The organism is Streptomyces sp. CA-179760, from assembly GCF_050937045.1.
In the GTDB taxonomy this organism is placed as follows: Bacteria; Actinomycetota; Actinomycetes; order Streptomycetales; family Streptomycetaceae; genus Streptomyces.
This window is the reverse complement of sequence record NZ_JBNJLZ010000001.1, coordinates 2,465,740-2,485,132: the sequence shown is the minus strand read 5'-3', so window position 1 is coordinate 2,485,132 and position 19,393 is coordinate 2,465,740. Positions and strand designations below refer to the sequence as shown.

The 19,393-nt window shown below is 68.6% G+C and carries 14 protein-coding genes, 1 tRNA gene and 1 pseudogene; 6 read left to right on the top strand and 10 right to left on the bottom strand.

The window, feature by feature from the left end:
• The first annotated feature begins 49 nt into the window (after positions 1-49).
• The 3 genes from pepN to ACQEV8_RS11110 all read left to right on the top strand — a co-directional run bounded on the left by pepN (position 50) and on the right by ACQEV8_RS11110 (position 5,537).
• Positions 50-2,542: an aminopeptidase N gene (gene pepN / locus ACQEV8_RS11120; protein WP_432959416.1), complete on the top strand. Its 2,493-nt coding sequence runs from the start codon at positions 50-52 to the stop codon at positions 2,540-2,542.
• A 152-nt stretch (positions 2,543-2,694) separates the two neighbouring features.
• On the top strand, positions 2,695-4,107 hold the full coding sequence (locus tag ACQEV8_RS11115; protein WP_432959415.1) for a pyridoxal phosphate-dependent decarboxylase family protein: 1,413 nt from the start codon (positions 2,695-2,697) through the stop codon (positions 4,105-4,107).
• Positions 4,104-5,537, top strand: coding sequence for a lysine N(6)-hydroxylase/L-ornithine N(5)-oxygenase family protein (locus tag ACQEV8_RS11110; protein WP_432959414.1), 1,434 nt, complete (start codon positions 4,104-4,106; stop codon positions 5,535-5,537). Before ACQEV8_RS11115 ends, ACQEV8_RS11110 begins: the two co-directional genes overlap by 4 nt.
• Positions 5,538-5,552: 15 nt before the next feature.
• Here the strand turns inward: ACQEV8_RS11110 and ACQEV8_RS11105 are convergent, their stop codons facing one another.
• Positions 5,553-7,361, bottom strand: coding sequence for a bifunctional metallophosphatase/5'-nucleotidase (locus tag ACQEV8_RS11105; RefSeq protein WP_432959413.1), 1,809 nt, complete (start codon positions 7,359-7,361; stop codon positions 5,553-5,555).
• Positions 7,362-7,524: 163 nt separating this feature from the next.
• Here ACQEV8_RS11105 and ACQEV8_RS11100 point away from each other — a divergent pair, with 163 nt between their 5' ends.
• Together ACQEV8_RS11100 and pyk are read left to right on the top strand one after the other, a co-directional pair.
• Positions 7,525-8,244 (top strand): SIMPL domain-containing protein, encoded by a 720-nt coding sequence (locus ACQEV8_RS11100; protein WP_432959412.1) that lies wholly within the window; start codon positions 7,525-7,527, stop codon positions 8,242-8,244.
• 174 nt (positions 8,245-8,418) lie between these two features.
• The gene (pyk, locus tag ACQEV8_RS11095) at positions 8,419-9,840 is read left to right on the top strand and encodes a pyruvate kinase (protein ID WP_432959411.1); all 1,422 of its coding nucleotides are present in this window, start codon (positions 8,419-8,421) and stop codon (positions 9,838-9,840) included.
• Between the two features lie 3 nt (positions 9,841-9,843).
• Here pyk and ACQEV8_RS11090 read toward each other — a convergent pair.
• The 3 genes and pseudogenes from ACQEV8_RS11090 to ACQEV8_RS11080 all read right to left on the bottom strand — a co-directional run bounded on the left by ACQEV8_RS11090 (position 9,844) and on the right by ACQEV8_RS11080 (position 11,764).
• A pseudogene (locus ACQEV8_RS11090) lies at positions 9,844-10,592 on the bottom strand (transcriptional regulator).
• A protein-coding gene (locus ACQEV8_RS11085; RefSeq protein ID WP_432959410.1) for an IS5 family transposase occupies positions 10,550-11,481 on the bottom strand; the annotation gives its coding sequence in 2 pieces (ribosomal slippage) (positions 10,550-11,074 and positions 11,077-11,481; 930 coding nt in all). The pseudogene ACQEV8_RS11090 and the gene ACQEV8_RS11085 overlap by 43 nt, the downstream one beginning before the upstream one ends.
• Before the next feature lie 208 nt (positions 11,482-11,689).
• Positions 11,690-11,764 (bottom strand) — tRNA-Leu (locus ACQEV8_RS11080).
• Between the two features lie 103 nt (positions 11,765-11,867).
• Between ACQEV8_RS11080 and ACQEV8_RS11075 the strand changes: the two genes are divergently transcribed.
• Complete coding sequence (locus tag ACQEV8_RS11075; protein WP_189728894.1) at positions 11,868-12,524, top strand: ANTAR domain-containing response regulator; 657 nt, start codon at positions 11,868-11,870, stop codon at positions 12,522-12,524.
• A gap of 66 nt (positions 12,525-12,590) precedes the next feature.
• Here ACQEV8_RS11075 and ACQEV8_RS11070 read toward each other — a convergent pair whose 3' ends face one another.
• The 6 genes from ACQEV8_RS11070 to ACQEV8_RS11045 all read right to left on the bottom strand — a co-directional run bounded on the left by ACQEV8_RS11070 (position 12,591) and on the right by ACQEV8_RS11045 (position 19,365).
• On the bottom strand, positions 12,591-13,307 hold the full coding sequence (locus ACQEV8_RS11070; protein WP_432959409.1) for an ABC transporter ATP-binding protein: 717 nt from the start codon (positions 13,305-13,307) through the stop codon (positions 12,591-12,593).
• Positions 13,304-14,170: an ABC transporter ATP-binding protein gene (locus ACQEV8_RS11065; protein ID WP_432959408.1), complete on the bottom strand. Its 867-nt coding sequence runs from the start codon at positions 14,168-14,170 to the stop codon at positions 13,304-13,306. The genes ACQEV8_RS11070 and ACQEV8_RS11065 overlap by 4 nt, the downstream gene beginning before the upstream one ends.
• 4 nt (positions 14,171-14,174) lie before the next feature.
• Positions 14,175-15,986: a branched-chain amino acid ABC transporter permease gene (locus ACQEV8_RS11060; protein ID WP_432959407.1), complete on the bottom strand. Its 1,812-nt coding sequence runs from the start codon at positions 15,984-15,986 to the stop codon at positions 14,175-14,177.
• A 4-nt stretch (positions 15,987-15,990) separates the two neighbouring features.
• Positions 15,991-16,920 (bottom strand): branched-chain amino acid ABC transporter permease, encoded by a 930-nt coding sequence (locus ACQEV8_RS11055; RefSeq protein ID WP_432959406.1) that lies wholly within the window; start codon positions 16,918-16,920, stop codon positions 15,991-15,993.
• Positions 16,921-17,057: 137 nt separating this feature from the next.
• Positions 17,058-18,284 (bottom strand): branched-chain amino acid ABC transporter substrate-binding protein, encoded by a 1,227-nt coding sequence (locus tag ACQEV8_RS11050; protein WP_432972607.1) that lies wholly within the window; start codon positions 18,282-18,284, stop codon positions 17,058-17,060.
• Between the two features lie 592 nt (positions 18,285-18,876).
• Complete coding sequence (locus ACQEV8_RS11045) at positions 18,877-19,365, bottom strand: PaaI family thioesterase (RefSeq protein WP_432959405.1); 489 nt, start codon at positions 19,363-19,365, stop codon at positions 18,877-18,879.
• Positions 19,366-19,393 lie beyond the last annotated feature (28 nt).

The following is a 19,393-nucleotide window of genomic DNA, read 5'->3' as shown; positions in this document are numbered from 1 at the left end:
ACCGATCCGCCCCTGTGCCTTGCCAGTGCCATCAGGCAGCATGTCACGCATGTCCGTACTGACGCGCGACGAAGCGCAGACCCGAGCAGAGCTCCTCGACGTGCACCGCTACACGATCGAACTCGACCTGACCACCGGCGACGAGACCTTCGACTCCCGCACCCTGATCAGGTTCAGCGCCCGCACCCACGGAGACAGCTTCGTCGAGGTCAGGCCGGACGAGCTGCGCTCCGTCACCCTCGACGGACACTCTCTGGACCCGGAAGCCCTGGACGGCAACCGGCTCCCGCTGAAGAACCTCACCCCCGGCGAGCACGAACTGCGCGTACACGCGCGCATGCGCTACTCCCGCACCGGCGAGGGCATGCACCGCTTCACCGACCCCACCGACGGCGAGACGTACGTCTACACCCAGCTGTTCCTCGACGACGTCCAGCGCGTCTTCGCCGCCTTCGACCAGCCCGACCTCAAGGCCGCCTTCGAGCTGTCCGTCCGGGCCCCCGAAGGCTGGACCGTCCTCGCCAACGGCATCACCGAACAGACCGACGGCGTATGGAAGGCGGCCCCCACACCGCTGATCTCCACCTACCTCGTCGCCGTCGCCGCCGGCCCCTGGCACTCCGTGCGCACCGAGCACCGAGGCCTGCCCTTCGGCCTGCACTGCCGCCGCTCCCTCGCCCCCTACCTGGACGCCGACGCCGACGAACTCCTCGACGTCACGCGCGCGTGCTACGACCGCTACCACGAGAAGTTCGACGAGCCCTACCCCTTCGACTCCTACGACCAGGCCTTCGTCCCCGAGTTCAACGCGGGAGCCATGGAGAACCCCGGCCTCGTCACCTTCCGCGACGAGTTCGTCTACCGCTCCGCCGTCACCGACACCGAACGCCAGACCCGCGCCATGGTCATCGCCCACGAGATGGCCCACATGTGGTTCGGCGACCTCGTCACCCTCAAGTGGTGGGACGACATCTGGCTGAACGAGTCCTTCGCCGAGTACATGGGCTACCAGACCCTCACCGAGGCCACACGCTTCACCGACACCTGGACCGACTTCGGCGTCAACCGCAAGGCCTGGGGCTACGACGCCGACCAGCGCCCCTCCACCCACCCCGTCGCCCCCGAGGCCGTCGACGACACCGCCTCCGCCCTGCTCAACTTCGACGGCATCTCCTACGCCAAGGGCGCCAGCGCCCTGCGGCAGCTGGTCGCCTGGCTCGGCGACAAGGACTTCCTCGCCGGCATCAACACCCACTTCGCCCGGCACAGGTTCGGCAACGCCACCCTCGCCGACTTCATCGACTCCCTCGCCGGCGCCACCGAACGCGACGTCCACGCCTGGGCCGACGCCTGGCTGCGCACCACCGGCGTCGACACCCTCACCCCCCAGATCGCCCCCGGCGACAACGGCACCTGCTCCCTCACCGTTGACCACGCCGGCAGCCGCCCGCACCACATCGCCGTCGGCCTGTACGACCGGGACCTCGGCGACGACGGCGGGCACCTCGCCCTGCGCGAACGCCTCCACCTGGACCTGCCGCGCAACGAAGCCCACCCCATCGGCAAACGCCCGGCCCTGCTCCTCCTCAACGACGGCGACCAGACCTACGCCAAGGTCCGCTTCGACCCCGAGTCCTTCGAGACCATCCGCAAGGAACTGTCCGGCCTTCCCGAACCACTCACCCGCGCAGTCGTCTGGAACGCCCTGCGCGACGCCGTCCGCGACGGCGAACTGGCCCCCGCCGCCTACCTGGAGACGGCCCGGGCCCACCTCCCGCTCGAGACGGACCTCGCCGTCGTCCAAGGCGTGCTCGCCTTCGCCTCCACCTACATCGCCGACCACTACCTCACCCCCGAGGAGCGGCCCGCCGCGCTCGCCACCCTCTCCGACCTGTGCCGCGACCTCATCCGCCGCACCGAGGACGGCGACAACCCCGGCCTGCGCCTGATCGCCGTACGCCACCGCATCGACGTCGCGGCCCACCCCGACACCATCGCCGCCTGGCTCGCCGACGGCACCGTCCCCGGCGGCCCCGAGCTCGACCCCGAGCTGCGCTGGCGCGTCCTCGCCCGGCTCGCCGTCCTCGGCGCCACCGACGAGGCCGCCATCGCCGCCGAGCTGGAACGCGACCCCAGCGCCACCGGCCAGGAGGGCGCCGCCCACTGCCGGGCCGCGCTGCCCGACCCGGAGGCCAAAGCCCGCGCCTGGCAGACGATGTTCGGCACCGACGACCTGTCCAACTACCTCTTCACCGCCACCGCCGCGGGCTTCTGGCAGCCCGAACAGGCCGATCTGGTACGCGCGTACGTGCCGCGCTACTACACCGACGCGGTGACCGTCGCCGGCCGCCGCGGCCCCGCCATCGCCACGGCCGTCGGCCGTTCGGCCTTCCCCGCCCACGCGGTCGACGCGGAGCACCTCCGCCTGGGCCAGGAGTCCCTGCGCGACGCCGAACCGATCCCGGCGCTGCACCGCAAGCTCGTCGACCAACTGGACGACCTGGCCCGGGCCTTGCGGGTGCGGCAGGTCCCGCGGACGTAGGGCCGTCGGCGCCGGGCACATCCCCGGCGCCCCACTCCTCCCAGGGCTGAGACGGCCGGACCCCAACAGGTTCTCCCCACACGGAAGTACCTCCACCCGGGTCCGGTCGTTGGGCATCCCGGGCGCGTCGCCCCGCTCCCCGGAGGACGCCCATGAGCACGCCGCCCCTCGCCTCAGGTCCCGAAGGCCCACGCGCCCTGCGGCCGTTGCTCGACACCGTGCTCGAAGCCCTGGACACCGGCGCCCGCGCGCGCGGCGGACCGCTGCCGGCGGGCGGCCCGGAGGCGGTCGCGGCCCGCGTGCGTGAGACAGCGGGAGAGATCCTCCCCGACCAGGGCGACCCACACGCCCTGCGCACCCTCGTCCACGCCATCGCCGAAGGCGCCGCCGACCCCGCACACCCCCTGTGCGCCGCCCACCTCCACTGCCCACCCCTGGCCGTAGCCACCGCCGCAGACCTGGCCGCCTCCGCCCTCAACCCCTCCCTCGACTCCTGGGACCAGGCCCCCGCGGCATCGGAACTGGAGACACTGGTCGCGAGGGCACTGGCCAGGGAGATCTACAGCGACGGCCGCCCGCACGAAGCGCCCGAAGACCCCGACTCCCTCGTCACCACCGGCGGTACCGAGTCCAACCAGCTCGCCCTCCTCCTCGCCCGGGAGGCGTACGGCGGAACCGTGCGGCTGGTGTGCGGAACCAACGCCCACCACTCACTCACCCGGGCCGCCTGGCTGCTCGGACTGCCCGAACCCGCAGTCGTGCCCGCCCCGGCCGGCACACTCGACCCCGCCGCGCTCGACGAAACCCTCACCCGCCTGCCCGGCCCGCTGCTCGTAGCCGCCACCGCCGGCACCACCGACGCCGGCCTCATCGACCCGCTGCCCGAGATCGCCGCCCGCTGCGCGGCCCACGGCGCCCGGCTGCACATCGACGCCGCCTACGGCGGAGGCCTCCTGTTCAGCACCCGCCACCGCGCCCAGCTCACCGGACTCCACGCCGCCGACACCGTCACCCTCGACCTGCACAAACTCGGCTGGCAGCCGATCGCCGCAGGCCTCCTCGCCGTCAAGGACCCCCGCGACCTCACCGCCCTGCGACAGCGCGCCGACTACCTCAATGCCACCGACGACACCGAGGCCGGCCTCCCGGACCTGCTCGGCCGGTCCCTGCGCACCACCCGCCGCCCCGACGCCCTCAAACTCGCCGTCACCCTCAAGACCCTCGGCCGCGCCGGCCTCGGCACACTCGTCGACCAGACCTGCGCCCGAGCCCGGGAGTTCGCCGCCCTCGTCCACGACCACCCCGGCTTCACACTCCACGCGCCGCCCGTCATCAGCACGGTGCTGTTCCGGCCCGAAGGCGCCACCGACGCCGACGTGGCCGCCGTACGCCGCGCGCTCCTCACCGACGGCCGCGCCGTCCTCGGCCGGACCCGTCTCGACGGCCGGCTCTGGCTCAAGGCCACCCTCCTCAACCCCGCCACCGGGCCCGACGACCTCGCCGCCCTGCTGCACCACGTGGCAACGCGCCGAGCCACACTCGTGGAAGGACACACCCCCCGATGAACCCCGCACCCACCCCCGACCCGACGCCCCACCCGCACCACCAGCCCGACGCCCCCCGCGACCTCGTCGGCATCGGCATCGGCCCCGCCAACCTCTCCCTCGCCGCCCTCGCCCACCCGCTCGGCGAACTCGACACCGTCTTCTACGACCAACGCCCCGCCTTCGGCTGGCACTCCGGCCTGCTCATCGAAGGCGCGACCATCCAAGTCCCCTTCCTCGCCGACCTGGTGAGCCTCGCCGACCCCACCAGCCCCTGGACCTTCCTCAACTACCTCAGGTCCCGCGAGCGGCTCTTCCCCTTCTACTTCGCCGAGCGCTTCCACATCCAGCGCGCCGAGTACGACGCCTACTGCCGCTGGGTCGGCGAGAGCCTCCCCGGCCTCCACCTCGGCCACCAGGTCGACGCCGTCCGCTGGAACCCCGAACGCGACCTCTTCGAAGTCGACTTCACCCAACTCGACGCCGACGGAGAAGCCGAAGCCCTCGGCCGCACCTACACCCGCAACGTCGTCCTCGGCATCGGCACCGAGCCCCACGTCCCCGAACCCCTCAAGCCTCTCGCCCAGGCACCCGGCGTCCCCGTCGTACACGCCGCCGACTACCTCGACCACCGGGCCACCCTCCTCGCCGCCGAGCACGTCACAGTCGTCGGCATCGGACAGTCCGGCGCCGAGATCTTCCTCGACCTGCTCCGGAACAGGCCGCCCGGCCAGGAGAAACTCCACTGGCTCGGCCGCACCGAAGCCTTCGCCCCCATGGAGTACTCCAAGCTCGGCCTGGAACACTTCACCCCCGACCACACCCGCTACTTCCACGCCCTGCCCGAAACCGCCCGCGACCGGCTCATCACCGGCCAGTGGCAACTCCACAAAGGCATCGACACCGCCACCGTCACCGCCATCCACGACGAGCTCTACCGCCGCACCCTGCACGGCGGCTGGCCCGACGCCGTCCTCACCCCCGGCGTCCACGTCCGCACCGCCGGCCGCGTCGCCACGACCAAAGTGGAACTCCACCTGGAGCACAGCACGCAGGACAGCCGCTCCCGGCTCACCACCGACGCCGTCGTCCTCGCCACCGGCTACCGCGAACGCCCCCTCGACCGCGTCCTCGCCGGCCTCGACCCCTACCTGCGCCGCGACAGCCGGGAACGCCCACGCATCGACGAGGAGTACCGCCTCGTCCTCGACCCGTCCGTCACCGGCACGGCATACGTCCAGAACGCCGAAACCCACACCCACGGCGTCGGCGCCCCCGACCTCGGCCTCGCCGCCTGGCGCAGCGCCATCATCCTCAACTCCCTGACGGGCAGGGAGGCGTACGCCCTGCCGCGCCGCACCGCCTTCACCACCTTCGGCCTCACACAACGCCAGCAGGTGCCGCCGCCCCGGGAAGCACCGGCACTGACCCCGCTCGTGGACCGAAGGTGATGACGCTCAAAGCGCTCAGAAGACGGGCGAGCCGTTCCGCGTGAGCTTCCAGTCCACCGCCGCGAACTCGGCCGGATCGACGGCCCCCTTCGCCTTCACCCAGGCGATCATGGTGTTGCGGATCTCGTCCGAGTTCGACCACAGCAGCTGCGAAGCGGCGACATGCGGGAAGTTCCCGCCGCCGTTGGCCCGGTAGTTGTTCACCGCGAACACGAACTTCGCGTCGTCCGCGAGCGGCTGCCCGCCGAACGTCACATTCGTCACCCGCGAACCGGCCGGCCTGGCGATGTCGATCTCATACGCCAGCCCGCTCACCACGTCGTAGTTGTAGTCCGGCGTGCCGTTCGCGTTCGTCAGCTTCGCCGGATCCACCTGCGCGTCCGGCGCCGTCTGCACGAAATAGTTCGCCGAGAACTCCAGATACGCCTTCATCTGCGCACCCGTCATCAGACGCGCCTCCAGCGTGTTCTCGAAGACATACAGACCCGCCACATCCCGGATCGTCACCTCACCCGCCGGGATCCGCGCACTGCGCGAGAAACACGCCGCCTGCGACAGCACCGGCAGCGAGGCGTGCGCCGTGCCCGCCAGCGCCTGCTTCACCGTGTCCGCCTGAATGTGGTTGATCAGGTCGATGATCGGCACATCCTTGTACGGCGCCTCCGCCGACGTCATCTCCGCCGCGTTCGTCCCGATGACCTGATTGACGTACGCCACGACCTTCTCGTGCTCGTCCGACAGCAGCCGCACGATCTTCCGGTCCTCCTCCACCGTGTTGGAGTTCAGGACCTTCGCGCCCACCTTCTCGACCTTCCAGCAGCCCTTCGCCCACACCAGCTCGAAGTCGAACAGCGTCAGCCGCTGCCCCCACTTCAGCGGCTCCGACAGCACGACCTGCTTGCCGGTCTTCTTGTTGGTCACGAAGTACTCGGCGATCTCCGTGTGCGCGTGCCCGACCAGGATCGCGTCGATCCCCGGCACCTGCTCCGCCACCAGACCCGCCGCGTTCTCGATGTACGGCAACTGGTCACCGTAGGACGACGTCCCCGACGAACCACTGTGCGCCGACACGATGACGACGTCCGCGCCCATCGACCGCAGCCTCGGCACCCACTTCGCCGCCTGCTCCTCCAGACCCGGGAACGTCATCTTCCCCTGCACGTTCGCCTTGTCCCAGATCGCGATCCCCGGGTTGGTCAGACCCAGCACCGCCACCTTCACATCCCGCCCGAACGGCGTACGCAGCCGGTGCATGCTGTACGGCGCGAAAGCCGGCCGCAGCGTCTTCGCGTCGAGCGCGTTCGCGCCCAGCAGCGGGAAACGGCACTGCTGCTCGAACTTCCGCAGCACCGGAATGCCGTAGTTGAACTCGTGGTTGCCCAGCGCCGCCGCGTCGTAGTCCATGGCGTTCATGGCCTGCGCCATCGGGTGCACCGGACCGCCCTTGGCGGTGATCGGGTCGACCTTGGCGTAGTAATACGACAACTGCGTGCCCTGGATCGTGTCGCCCGCGTCGATGAGCAGCGTGTTGCGGCGGCCCCTCTCCTCACGGATCCGGTTCACCAGAGTGGAGACCTTCGCCAGACCGATGTCGTTGTGGTCCTTGTCGTCGAACTCCTTGTCCGTGAAGTAGTCCCAGTTGAAGACGTTGCCGTGCAGGTCCGTCGTCCCCATCACGGTGAACGCGTACCGCTTCACGCCCCGCTTCGTCTCACCACGCGCCTCGGCCGCCTGCGCACCCGGCGCCGAGACCGCACCGGCCAGTGCCACCCCCGCCCCGGTCACGGCGGACTTCCCCAGGAACTTCCGGCGGTTCAACGGCATGTCTGGCTCCCCTTGCGGAATCTGTGAACGACGCGCGTAGATAACGCGCGTAGATTCTGACCCGCTCATGACCGGCCGCAACAGCCCCGGCAGGTTGCGATCTGATGACTCAGTCCACCGACTCCACGCCTCCGGCCAGCCACAACATGACAGAGTGGGGCGTATGACCGCGCCCACCGGAGACGCCTCCCAGCCCGCAGTCCCCTACGGAACACCCGACGCCCCCCGCATCGCCGTCCGCGGCGAGGCCCGCCTCGAAGTCGACCCGGAAATCGCCCGCATCGGCATCACCGTCGCCGCCCGAGGCCGCGACCGCCGCTCCGCCCTCGACGACCTCACCCGCCGCAACGCGGGCGTGCTCGACCTCGTCAAGTCCTACGGCGACGCCGTCGAACGCCTCGAGACCGGCGCCTTCTCCATCACACCCGAACTCACCAAACACGGGCGCGGCGAACGCATCCGCACCTACCACGGCCGCGTCCACGTCACCGCCGAACTCACCGACTTCACCGCCCTCGGCGAACTCACCACCCGCCTCGCCGACCTCGAACTCACCCGCGTCGACGGCCCCTGGTGGGCCCTGCGCCCCGACTCACCCGCCCACCGCGAAGCCAGGAAGAAGGCCGTACGAGAAGCCGTCCAACGCGCCCGCGAATACGCCGAAGCACTCGACACCACCCTCTCCGCCCTGGTCGAACTCGCCGACATCGGCGCGGAGGCCTCCCCACCGCCCTATCCCCAGGCCCCCGGCCGCATGCGCTCCGCGGCCTACGGCGGCGCCGCCGAGGACACCGCCGCGGCCCCCCTCGACCTCGAACCCCAACGCCAGCGGGTCCACGCCCAGATCAACGCCCGCTTCACGATGGTGCCGCCACGGCTGTAAGCCCCAGAAGCGCCAGGGGGCTATTTTCGAAAGCGCGACCGAATTTCTTCGACGTGCTCATCGGAGCACCCCTCCGCACAATTCAACACTTGTCAATAACGTTTCACGCAAAGTCTGTTGGACGGTCATGCTCGACCAATTCCCTACCAGCCGGTAACTCATAGGCTCACCCCTATGCGCCGAGCAAAGATCGTCTGCACACTGGGCCCCGCCACCGACTCGTACGACCAGATCAAAGACCTGGTCGACGCCGGAATGGACGTCGCCCGATTCAATCTCAGCCACGGCGACCACGCCGAACACGAGGAGCGCTACCACCGGGTACGGAAGGCCGCCGACGAGACCGGCCGCAGCGTCGGCGTCCTCGCCGACCTTCAAGGCCCGAAAATCCGGCTCGGCCGCTTCACCGAAGGCCCCGTACTCCTTGAACGCGGCGACACCTTCACCATCACCGTCGAAGACGGCGCCCAAGGCGACGGCCGCATGTGCGGCACCACCTACGCCGGCCTCGCCACCGACGTCACCCCCGGCGAACGCATCCTCGTCGACGACGGCAAAGTCTGCCTGGAAGTCACCGCAGTCGACGGCCCCCGCGTCCACACGAAAGTCCTCGAAGGCGGCGTGATCTCCGACCACAAAGGCCTCAACCTCCCCGGCGTCGCCGTCTCCGTCCCCGCCCTCTCCAAGAAGGACGAAGACGACCTCCGATGGGCCCTGCGCACCGGCGCCGACATCATCGCCCTCTCCTTCGTCCGCAGCGGCCGCGACATCCAGGACGTCCACCGCATCATGGACGAGGAAGGCCGCCGCCTCCCCGTCATCGCCAAGATCGAAAAACCGCAAGCCGTCGAGAACACCGAAGAAATCGTCGCGGCATTCGACGGCATCATGGTCGCCCGCGGAGACCTCGGCGTCGAAATGCCACTCGAACAGGTCCCCATCGTCCAGAAACGCGCGATCAAACTGGCCAAGCGCAACGCCAAACCCGTCATCGTCGCCACGCAAATGCTCGACTCGATGATCGACAACGCCCGCCCCACGCGTGCGGAGGCATCAGACGTCGCCAACGCCGTCATCGACGGCACCGACGCGGTGATGCTGTCCGGCGAAACGAGCGTCGGCAAGCACCCCGTCGAAACGGTCCGCACGATGGCCCGCATCGTCGAAGCGGCGGAGGAGGACATCCTGGCCAAAGGCCTCCCGCCGCTCACCGAACGCAACAAACCCCGCACCCAGGGCGGAGCGGTGGCCCGGGCGGCGGCGGAGATGGGCGACTTCCTCGGCGCCAAATTCCTCGTCGCCTTCACCCAGTCCGGCGACACCGCCCGCCGCCTCTCCCGCTACCGCTCCCCGATCCCCCTCCTCGCCTTCACCCCCGACCAGGCGACGCGTTCCCAGCTCAGCCTGACGTGGGGCGTGGAAACGTTCCTCGGCCCCTGCGTGGACTCCACGGACGCGATGGTCGACCAGGTCGACGAGTTGCTGCTGCGTTACGGCCGCTGCCGCAAGGGCGACACGGTCGTCATCACGGCAGGCTCCCCGCCCGGTGTCTCCGGCTCGACGAACCTGGTCCGGGTCCACCACATCGCCGAGTAACTCTCAGTACTTGGCCCCGACGTTGGCGTCCATGAGGGCTACGGAGGCTTTGCGGGCGACGGAGATGTTGCGCCTGTTTGCCATCTTCCATTCGACGCCCACGTAGTCGAGTGCTGCGGTGAAGAGGCGGATGATGTCAGACGAGAGGTTGGTGAGGAAGTACCGGGGATATTCGTAGCGCTTCTGCTCACCGGCAACGGTGCGGGTCGTCCAGTTGGTGATTCGGCAGCCGTCGGAGTGGATGAGACCGCGGATGAACTCCCAGGGGTGCGCATCGACGATGGCTTGCTGCCAGGGTTCGAGGGCGATCCGGCGTTCGTGCTTCTTGCCGGGCCCGTGCTGGGGAAGAGGTGTGGCCAGTGCCTGCTGTAGCTGACCACTGAGACGTATCCCTGCGCCTGAGTACGAGAGGCGCAGCCGGTCGGGTTGATGGCGCGCATGGCAATTTCGCACGCTTCGATCAGACCGGGCCATGAGTTTGCGCACGCGATTCTCAGGTAGTAGCCGGTGCCGCGCGGGTGGCCGCTGATGCAGCCATCGCCGAGATAAAGGCCCAGCAGGTAGGCGTACTTGCACTCGTCGGCGGGCGGTCCAGGGTTCGGGGGCGCCATACGGGGCAGTGGCTCAATTCGGCCCTGCCAAGAGCGGATCGCAGCCCGTGAGATGCCTGTCTCGCGGCTCACGGAATTCAGGCTGCGGCCCTGGGCCACTAGGCCGTTTCTGACGGCTCTTGGACGGTGTCTCGAAGCCAGATGACGATCGCGGTGACGGTGAGGGTGCCGTTGAAGATGTAGTCGCGTTTGTCGTACCGGGTGGCCACCGCGCGGAACTGTTTCCACTTGTTGATGCACCGCTCGACTGCGTTGCGGCTGCGGTACTGAGTTTTGTCGAAGGCTGGGGCCCGGCCACCAAAGCGTCCGCGGCGCTTCCGGTGGGCCCGCTGGTCATCGGGCTGCGCGATGGTGGCCTTGATCCCGCGCCGCCGCAGGTAGGCGCGGTTGTCGCGGCTGGAGTACGCCTTGTCGCCGCGCACCCGGTCCGGCCGGCTGCGCGGGCGGCCCATACCGCGCCGCTGGATGCGCAGGCCGTCCAGCACCGGGGCGAACATCGGGCTGTCACCCCGCTGACCGGGCGAGGTCAGCCAGTGCAGCGGGCGGGCCCGGTCGTCGGAGAGCAGATGGACCTTGCTGGTCAGCCCGCCCCGTGAGCGTCCCAACGCCTCCCGCCCATCTGCCTCCTCACGCGCCCCGCCCCCTTTTGCGGGTAGTCGGCCGGGGGCTTGCGCGGTGCCCCGGCTGCGTGCTGATGCGCCCGGCAGGAAGTCGAGTCGATGTTCACCGCCCACTCTTGTCGGGCAAGCGCCCCGTCCGGGTCGCCGGCATCCGCCTCGATCTGTAACTCGCGCAGGATCGCCCTCCAGGTGCCGTCGGCCGACCAGCGGCGATGACGCTCGTAGACGGTTTGCCAGGGACCGTACCGTTCCGGCAGGTCCGGCCAGGGCACCCCCGTCCGGGCCCGGAACAGCACCCCATTGATCACCCTGCGGTGATCCGCCCACTGCCCACCCGGCCTGCCGTTACCGGGCAGGAGAGCTTCGATCTTCCGCCACTGCGCGTCCGTGAGCTCGTGTCGCCGCACCATACGAGCGTCCTGCCCGGCTGACCACGAGATCCACCCAGCCAACAAGAGCCATCAGAAACGGCCTAGTGCGAGTGCTCGCTTGCGTGTGCTGAGGTCGTACATGGGGCCACTGTGGAACTGTGATCACGTCGCCACGCAGCAAAAAGCGGATGTTCACGAGAACGTGGACATCCGCTTCGAATTAGTGACCTTGGAAACCAAGGAAAAGTGCCCCGGGTCGGACTCGAACCGACACTGTATGGGTTTTGAATCCATTGCCTGCTGCCAATTGGGCTACCGGGGCCCGGTGAATCCAAGGTTGACCTCGACCCACTGCCTGACCACCATACCGCAGCTAGGTACGCTCTTGGGAGCAGTACCGGCCTGCCCCGTACCAAGGAGCCCACGTGAGCGCCCCCGAGTCGCCCCAGCCTGTTGACGTGCCCGATGACGACAAGTCGCACGTGCCTCCGCTGACGACCCGTGTCGTCATCGCCGAGGACGAGGCCCTGATCCGGCTCGATCTCAAGGAGATGCTGGAGGAGGAGGGCTACACCGTCGTCGGTGAGGCCGGTGACGGTGAGCAGGCCGTGGAGCTGGCCCGTGAGCACCGGCCGGACCTCGTGATTCTCGATGTGAAGATGCCGAAGATGGACGGCATCTCCGCCGCTGAGAAGATCGCCGAGGAGAGCATCGCGCCGGTGCTGATGCTGACCGCCTTCTCGCAGCGGGACCTGGTGGAGCGTGCGCGGGACGCCGGTGCCATGGCCTACCTGGTGAAGCCGTTCAGCAAGACAGACGTAGTACCGGCGATCGAGATGGCCGTGTCTCGCTTCACGGAGCTGAAGGAGCTGGAGAAGGAGGTCGCGGACCTCACGCTGCGGCTGGAGACGCGGAAGCTGGTGGACCGGGCGAAGTCGATTCTTCAGACGGAGTACGGGCTGACGGAGCCGAACGCGTTCCGGTGGATCCAGAAGACGTCGATGGACCGGCGGATGTCGATGCAGCAGGTCGCGGAGGCGGTCATCGAGGACGCCGAGGAGAAGAAGTCCAACAAGGGCTGATCACCACATATGACGAGGCCCGCGCCCCGACAGGGGGAGCGGGCCTCGTCGTGTGACCAGCCTGTGTCAGTCCTCGCCGAGGTAGGCCTTGCGGACGGACTCGTCGTGCAGCAGGTCCTGTCCCGTGCCGGAGAGGACGATGTTGCCGACCTCCATGACGTGGCCGTGGTCGGCCAGGGAGAGTGCCGCCTGGGCGTTCTGCTCGACGAGGAGGATCGTCGTGCCCTGGGACTTGAGCTCGGAGATGGTCGCCATGATCTTCTGCATCATGATCGGGGAGAGGCCCATGGAGGGCTCGTCGAGCATGAGCAGCTTGGGCTGGGACATCAGGGCGCGGCCCATGGCGAGCATCTGTTGTTCGCCGCCGGAGAGGGTTCCGGCGGCCTGCTTGCGGCGCTCTCCGAGGATGGGGAAGAGGTCGTAGGCCCGCTGGATGTCCTTCTCGATCCCGTCTTTGTCCTTGCGGAGGAACGCTCCGAGCTGGAGGTTCTCGGCGATGGTGAGGCGGGGGAAGATGTGCCGGCCTTCGGGGGAGTGGGCGAGGCCGAGTGCGACGATCTTGTGGGCGGGGACTCCGCTCAACGGTTTGCCGTCGAAGAGGACTTTCCCGGATGTCGGCTTCAGCAGTCCCGAGAGGGTGCGCAGTGTGGTGGTCTTGCCGGCGCCGTTGGTGCCGATGAGGGTGACGACCTGGCCGGCTTCGACGCTGAAGGAGATGCCTTTGACGGCTTCGATCTTGCCGTAGGAGACCCGGAGGTCTTCGACCTCGAGGAGTGCGGTCACTTGGCTTCTCCCTTGGTGCTGCTGGTGGTGCTGGGTGTTGCTTCCGCGGCGGCTTCGGCGGCTTCGACCTCGGCGGCTTCGGCTTCGCCGGGGTCGCCTTCGAAGGGTTCGCCGAGGTAGGCGGCGATGACGCGTTCGTCGGCCTGGACGACCTCGGAGGTGCCTTCGACGAGTTTTTCGCCCTGGACGAGGACGGCGACGCGGTCGCTGAGGTTGAAGACGAAGCGCATGTCGTGCTCGATGAGGAGGACGGCGATGCCCTTGTCGCGGATGGCGAAGACCAGTTCTTCGGTGGCCCGGGTTTCCTGGGGGTTCATGCCGGCGGTCGGCTCGTCGAGCAGCAGCAGGCCCGGCTCGCTTGCCATGGCTCGTGCGATTTCCAGCTTGCGCTGTTCGCCGTACGGCAGATTCCGCGCCAGGTGATCCCGCTTGTGGGGGAGGCCGATGAACTCGAGGAGTTCCATGGCGCGTTCCTCGCTGGCGCGTTCGGCCTTCTTGAAGCCGGGGCCGCGCAGCAGGGCGGACCACAGGCCCTCCTTCGTCCGCGTGTGGCGGCCGACGAGGACGTTTTCCAGGACCGTCATGTTGGCGAAGAGCCGGATGTTCTGGAAGGTGCGGGCGATGCCGGCCTGGGTGACCAGGTGGGGCTTGGGTGGCAGGACTGTGCCCTTGTAGGAGACGGTGCCTTCGGTGGGGACGTAGAGGCCGGTCAGGCAGTTGAAGAAGGTGGTCTTGCCGGCGCCGTTGGGGCCGATGAGTCCGACGATCTCGCCGGCGTTGACGGTGAAGTCGACGGAGCGGACGGCGGTGAGGCCGCCGAAGCGCATCGTGACGTCGCGTGCTTCGAGTACAGGTGTGGTCATGGTTTTACGCCCCCGCCTTGGTGACGGCCGGTTCGTCGGTCAGCGTGGTCTGTTTGGGTACGTCGAGTTGGCCGGTCTCGTGGAATTCGAGTTGGCGTCGGCGGTTGGCGATGATGCCTTCGGGGCGGAAGCGCATCAGCAGGATGAGCGCGACGCCGAAGGCGAGGAGCGACTTGTCCTGGAGGAATACCAGTTTCTCGGGCAGCAGGTAGAGCAGGGCCGCGCCGAGGAGGGGGCCGGCGACGGTGCCCATGCCGCCGAGGACGACTGCGGCCAGGAGGAACGCGGAGTTGGGTGGGGTGGAGCCGGCGAACTGGTATGGGGTGGGGACCACGCTGTAGGTGACGTGGGCGCTGACCGTGCCGGCCAGTCCGGCCAGGGACGCGCCGAGGGCGAAGGCGATGAGCTTGACGCGGAAGCCGTTGATGCCCATGGCGGTGGCGGCGGTCTCGTCCTCGCGGATGGCGATCCAGGAGCGGCCGATGCGGGAGTCCGCGGCACGTGTGTAGACCAGGACCACGATGGCCATGATCAGCACCATGAGCAGGTAGTAGTTGGCGAAGCGGCCGAGGGTGAATCCGCCGATGTCGTGGGCTTGGCCGAAGTTGAATCCGAAGAGGTTCAGGTCGGGGATGGAGGGGATGCCGTTGGGGCCGTTGGTGACGTCGGGTCCGGAGTCGCCGTCCATGTTGTTGACGGCGATGCGGAAGATCTCTCCGAAGCCGAGGGTGACGATGGCGAGGTAGTCGCCGCGCAGGCGCAGGGTCGGGGCGCCGATGAGGACGCCGAAGATCAGGGAGGCGGCGGCGCCGGCCAGGGCGGAGGCCCAGAACGGCAGGTGGACGCCGGAGATGGTGGAGAACTCGGAGCCGGAGACGAGGGCGGCGGTGTAGGCGCCGACGCCGAGGAAGGCGACGTATCCGAGGTCGAGGAGGCCGGCGAGGCCGACGACGATGTTCAGGCCGAGGGCGACGGTCCCGAAGATCAGGATGTTGACGCCGATGTTGGCGTAGTGGTCGTCGGTCTGGGTGAAGGGGAAGGCGATGGCCGCGGCGAAGCCCATGGCGAGGGTGAAGCTGCGGTTGGCCGCCACCAGTGCGGAGAAGCGGTCCATGAGGCCGGCGGTGTGTACGGCCCACATGGCGAAGGTGACGACGAAGAGGTAGCCGATGAAGAGTTCGCCGTACTCGGTGTCGATGCCGTAGGTGAAGACGCCGAGGCCGATGATCGTGACGACCGTGATGACCGCCCGCTGGACCCAGGGCGCGGTGGCCTCGGGGGCGGGGATGCGGTCGGGTTTGGCGATGTAGGCCTTGAGGGCTGCCTTGGTGCCGTCGGCGCCGGTTTTCTCCTGGGGGAGGGCGAAGGCGCCGAGGACGGGCAGGAGGGAGGCGATGGCCGCGATCCAGCCGCCGGGTTCGAGGTTGACGACGCCGCCGAGCTTGGTGCTGATGGCGATGACGGTGAACCAGGTGGCGGTGAAGCCGCCGAGGGCGGTGAGGACCAGCGGTGCGTTGTTGCGGGCGGGCAGCAGCCAGCCGAGTCCGCGCGGCCCGTAGGAGGCGAGGGCGAAGAGGGCGGTGAGGACGCCGGCGGTGAAGGTGAGCCACTGCAGGCCGCCGGGGTAGCCGTTGATGGTGAGGTCGCCGGGGAATTCGGCGGTCCAGGTCCAGGCGAGGAACGCGGAGGCCGCGGTGGCTATGCCGCCGGCGAGCAGCAGGGCGCGGGCGGCCGCTGCGGGCAGCGGGATGAGGCCGCGCAGTACGGGCGGGGCGGGGACGGCGTCCGGGGCGGGGGTCTTGGTCGTCTCGGTCATGTCGTCACGCCCTGTCCGCGACGCGCTCGCCGAGCAGGCCTTGTGGCCTGAAGAGGAGCACGAGGATGAGGAGGCAGAAGGCCCAGACGTTGGCCCAGCTCTGACCGCCGAGCTGTCCCATGCCGGGGATCTCGTCGATGTAGGCGGAGGCGAGGGTCTCGGCGATGCCGAGGACGACGCCGCCGAGCATGGCGCCGTAGATGTTGCCGATGCCGCCGAGGACGGCCGCGGTGAAGGCCTTGAGGCCCATCAGGAAGCCCATGCGGTAGTCGACGTTGCCGTATTTGAGTCCGTAGGCGACGGCTGCGACGGCGGCGAAGAAGCCGCCGATGGCGAAGGCGATGACGATGATGCGGTTGGTGTCGATGCCCATGAGCTGCGCGGTGTCGGGGTCCTGCGCGGTGGCCTGCATGGCGCGGCCGGTGCGGCTGCGGCGCACGAAGATCGCGAGGGCGGCCATGCAGACGATGGCGGCGAGGATGAGGAAGATGTCGGCGTCCTTGATGGTGACGGAGCCGATGTTGTGGGTGGCGTCGAGGCCGGGGAAGGCGCGGGCGCGGTCGGCGCCGGGGTAGAAGTTGCGGACGACTTCCTGGAGGGCCAGGGAGAGGCCGATGGCGGTGATGAGCGGTGCCAGGCGTGGTGCTCCGCGCAGTGGTCGGTAGGCGAACCGTTCCGCCCCGACGGCGATGAGGATGGCCACGAGGGCGCCGCCGAGGAGCATGAGCGGTACGGCGATGGCCATCGAGGTGCCGTCGGGCAGGATGTAGAAGTAGACCGTGAGGGCGCCGAAGGCCCCGGTCATGAAGATCTCGCCGTGCGCGAAGTTGATGAGCTGGACGATGCCGTACACCATCGTGTAGCCGATGGCGATCAGCCCGTACATCGAGCCGAGTAGCAGCCCGTTGGCCAGCTGCTGCGGCAGGGTGTTCACCGCATGGCCTCCATGTCGCTGGTGGTCGTGTGCACTGGATGTGTGCGTGGTCGTGTGCTGTGGGGGGTGTGGAAACGGGCCGCGCGGTCGGGGTCTTCCTTCCGCGCGGCCCGTGGTGCGGCGTTGTGGCGGGCCGATTACTTCAGGTCGGCGGTGCCGGTCTCCACGTCCTTCCAGGCACCCTTCTCGACCTGGTAGACCGTCAGCTGCTTGTTGGTGGTGTCGCCGTACTGGTCGAAGGAGATCTTGCCGGTGAGGCCTTCGAAGTCGGACTTCTGGACACCGTCGACGACCTTGGAGCGCAGGTCGTTGATGTCGGTGGGCACCTTGCCGCCGTTGGCGTCGGCCGCGGCCTTGACGGCCTTGATGATGGCGGTGGTGGCGTCGTAGGCGTAGGCGCCGTAGGCGCCGTAGTCGCCCTTGTAGCCCTTGTCCTTGTACGTCTGGATGAACTGCTTGGCGGCGGGCAGGGTGTCGGCGGGGACACCGATGGCCGTGGCGAGGTCGCCCTCGGAGGACTTGCCGGCGGCCTCGATGTAGGTGGAGGCGAACATGCCGTCGCCGCCGAACAGCGGGATCTTGGCGCCGGTGTCCTTGAGCTGCTTGGTGATCAGCGCGGACTCGTCGTACTGGCCGCCGTAGTAGACCAGGTCGGCGCCGGAGTTCTTGATCTTCGTGGCGAGCGAACCGAAGTCCTTGTCGCCGGTGTTGACGTGGTCGGTCGCGACGACCTGGCCGCCCATCTTCTTGTACTGCTGGGCGAAGATCTTCGCGAGGCCGGCGCCGTAGGTCTGCTTGTCGTCGACGACGAAGGCCTTCTTCTTCTTGAGGCCGTTGTACGCGTAGCCGGCGGCGAAGCTGCCCTGCAGTTCGTCGGTGGTGGCGGTGCGGAAGTACGTCTTGTAGGGACGCTTCTTGTCCGTCTGCCAGTTCTTGCCCTGGGTCAGCTCGGGGTTGGTGTTGGCCGGGGAGATCTGGACCATGTTGGCTGAGGCGAACACCTGCTGCATCGTCTGGGCGACGCCGGAGTTCAGGGGGCCGACGGCGCCGACTGCGGTTTTGTCGCCGACGATGCTGGTGGCGTTGGACTGGCCGGTGGCGGGCTGCGCCTTGTCGTCCAGGGCCTTGAGCTTGAACTTCACGCCGGGGACCCAGTTGTTCTTGTTGGCGTCGTCGACGGCTATCTGGGCGCCGTACTGGATGCCGAGGCCGGTGGTGGAGTTCTCACCGGACAGGGGTGCGTCGACGCCGATGGTCAGCGTGGTGCCGCCGCCGTCTGCGCTCTTGTCGCCGCTGTCGTCTCGGGACCCGCAGGCGGTGAGAGTCAGAGCTCCGGTCGTCAGAACGGAGGTAAGAATCACCAAGGAACGCTGTCGCACGATCAGTCCTTTCACAGGCAGGCCCGCCCTTGGTCGGGGGGTAGTGCCGCGCTGGTACCGAACTCCCGATGGAGCGGTGACTGGCCGTGACTCTAAGCCCGGTGTGGAGGCAGGGGCAGCGGCGTGGGGCGGCTTGTGACTTTCTTGTTATGACGTGGTGGATGCCCGGCTTCTCCGGTGGGTCCTCTCGGTGGGTTTGGCCGCTTTTCTCCGAAGTCCGCATTCTGAGAACCCGCACTTCCGGTTGGCCATGGCCGAGATCGTGCGGTCGGCGTGGCGCAGGTGGCGGGGGCGGGATCGGAGAGGTCCCTGGGGGTGGGCGCGGTCGAAGAGGGGGTCGCGGTGTTGTATTGCGCGCGTGTCACGGAGCGTTACGCCAAGATAGGGGTGGCCCGTGTCCAGGGGGAGTTCCGAACAATTGGAAACAGTTAATTCCACCGTAATGCCGCGGTGAACCGGAACCTGCCTGTTTCGGCGGGGGAGTTGAGAGGTCCGGTTGTGTGTCTACGCGCGCGGACGCCGCCGCTCGGGTGTTCCCTCGCGGCGGCGTCGAGCCGGAATGTGTGGTGCGGCCGGATCAGCGCGCGGCGCGGATCAGTTCCTCGTCGCCCGGGTTCACGTCGCGCAGCATGCAGGTGAGCCGGGCGGTGCATACCCTTTTGTCGTTTTCGTCCGTGATGACGATTTCGTAGGTGGCGGTCGAGCGTCCCCGGTGCACGGGCGTGGCCACGCCGGTGACGAGCCCGGAGCGTGCCCCGCGGTGGTGGGTGCAGTTCAGGTCGACGCCCACGGCGATCTTGGAGCTGCCACCGTGCAGCATGGAACCGACCGAGCCGAGCGTCTCGGCCAGCACCGCGGAGGCTCCGCCGTGCAGCAGTCCGTAGGGCTGGGTGTTGCCCTCCACCGGCATCGTCCCGACGACCCGGTCCGCCGACGCCTCGATGATCTCAACGCCCATCCGGGTCCCGAGGTGGCCCGCGGAGAACAGGGCCAGGAGGTCCACGCCGAGTGCGGCATATTCGTCGATGACCTCTTGCGGGAACTTCACATGCTGCTGCTCACCCATGGGGCCGGGCTCCGTTCGTCCTGGTCAC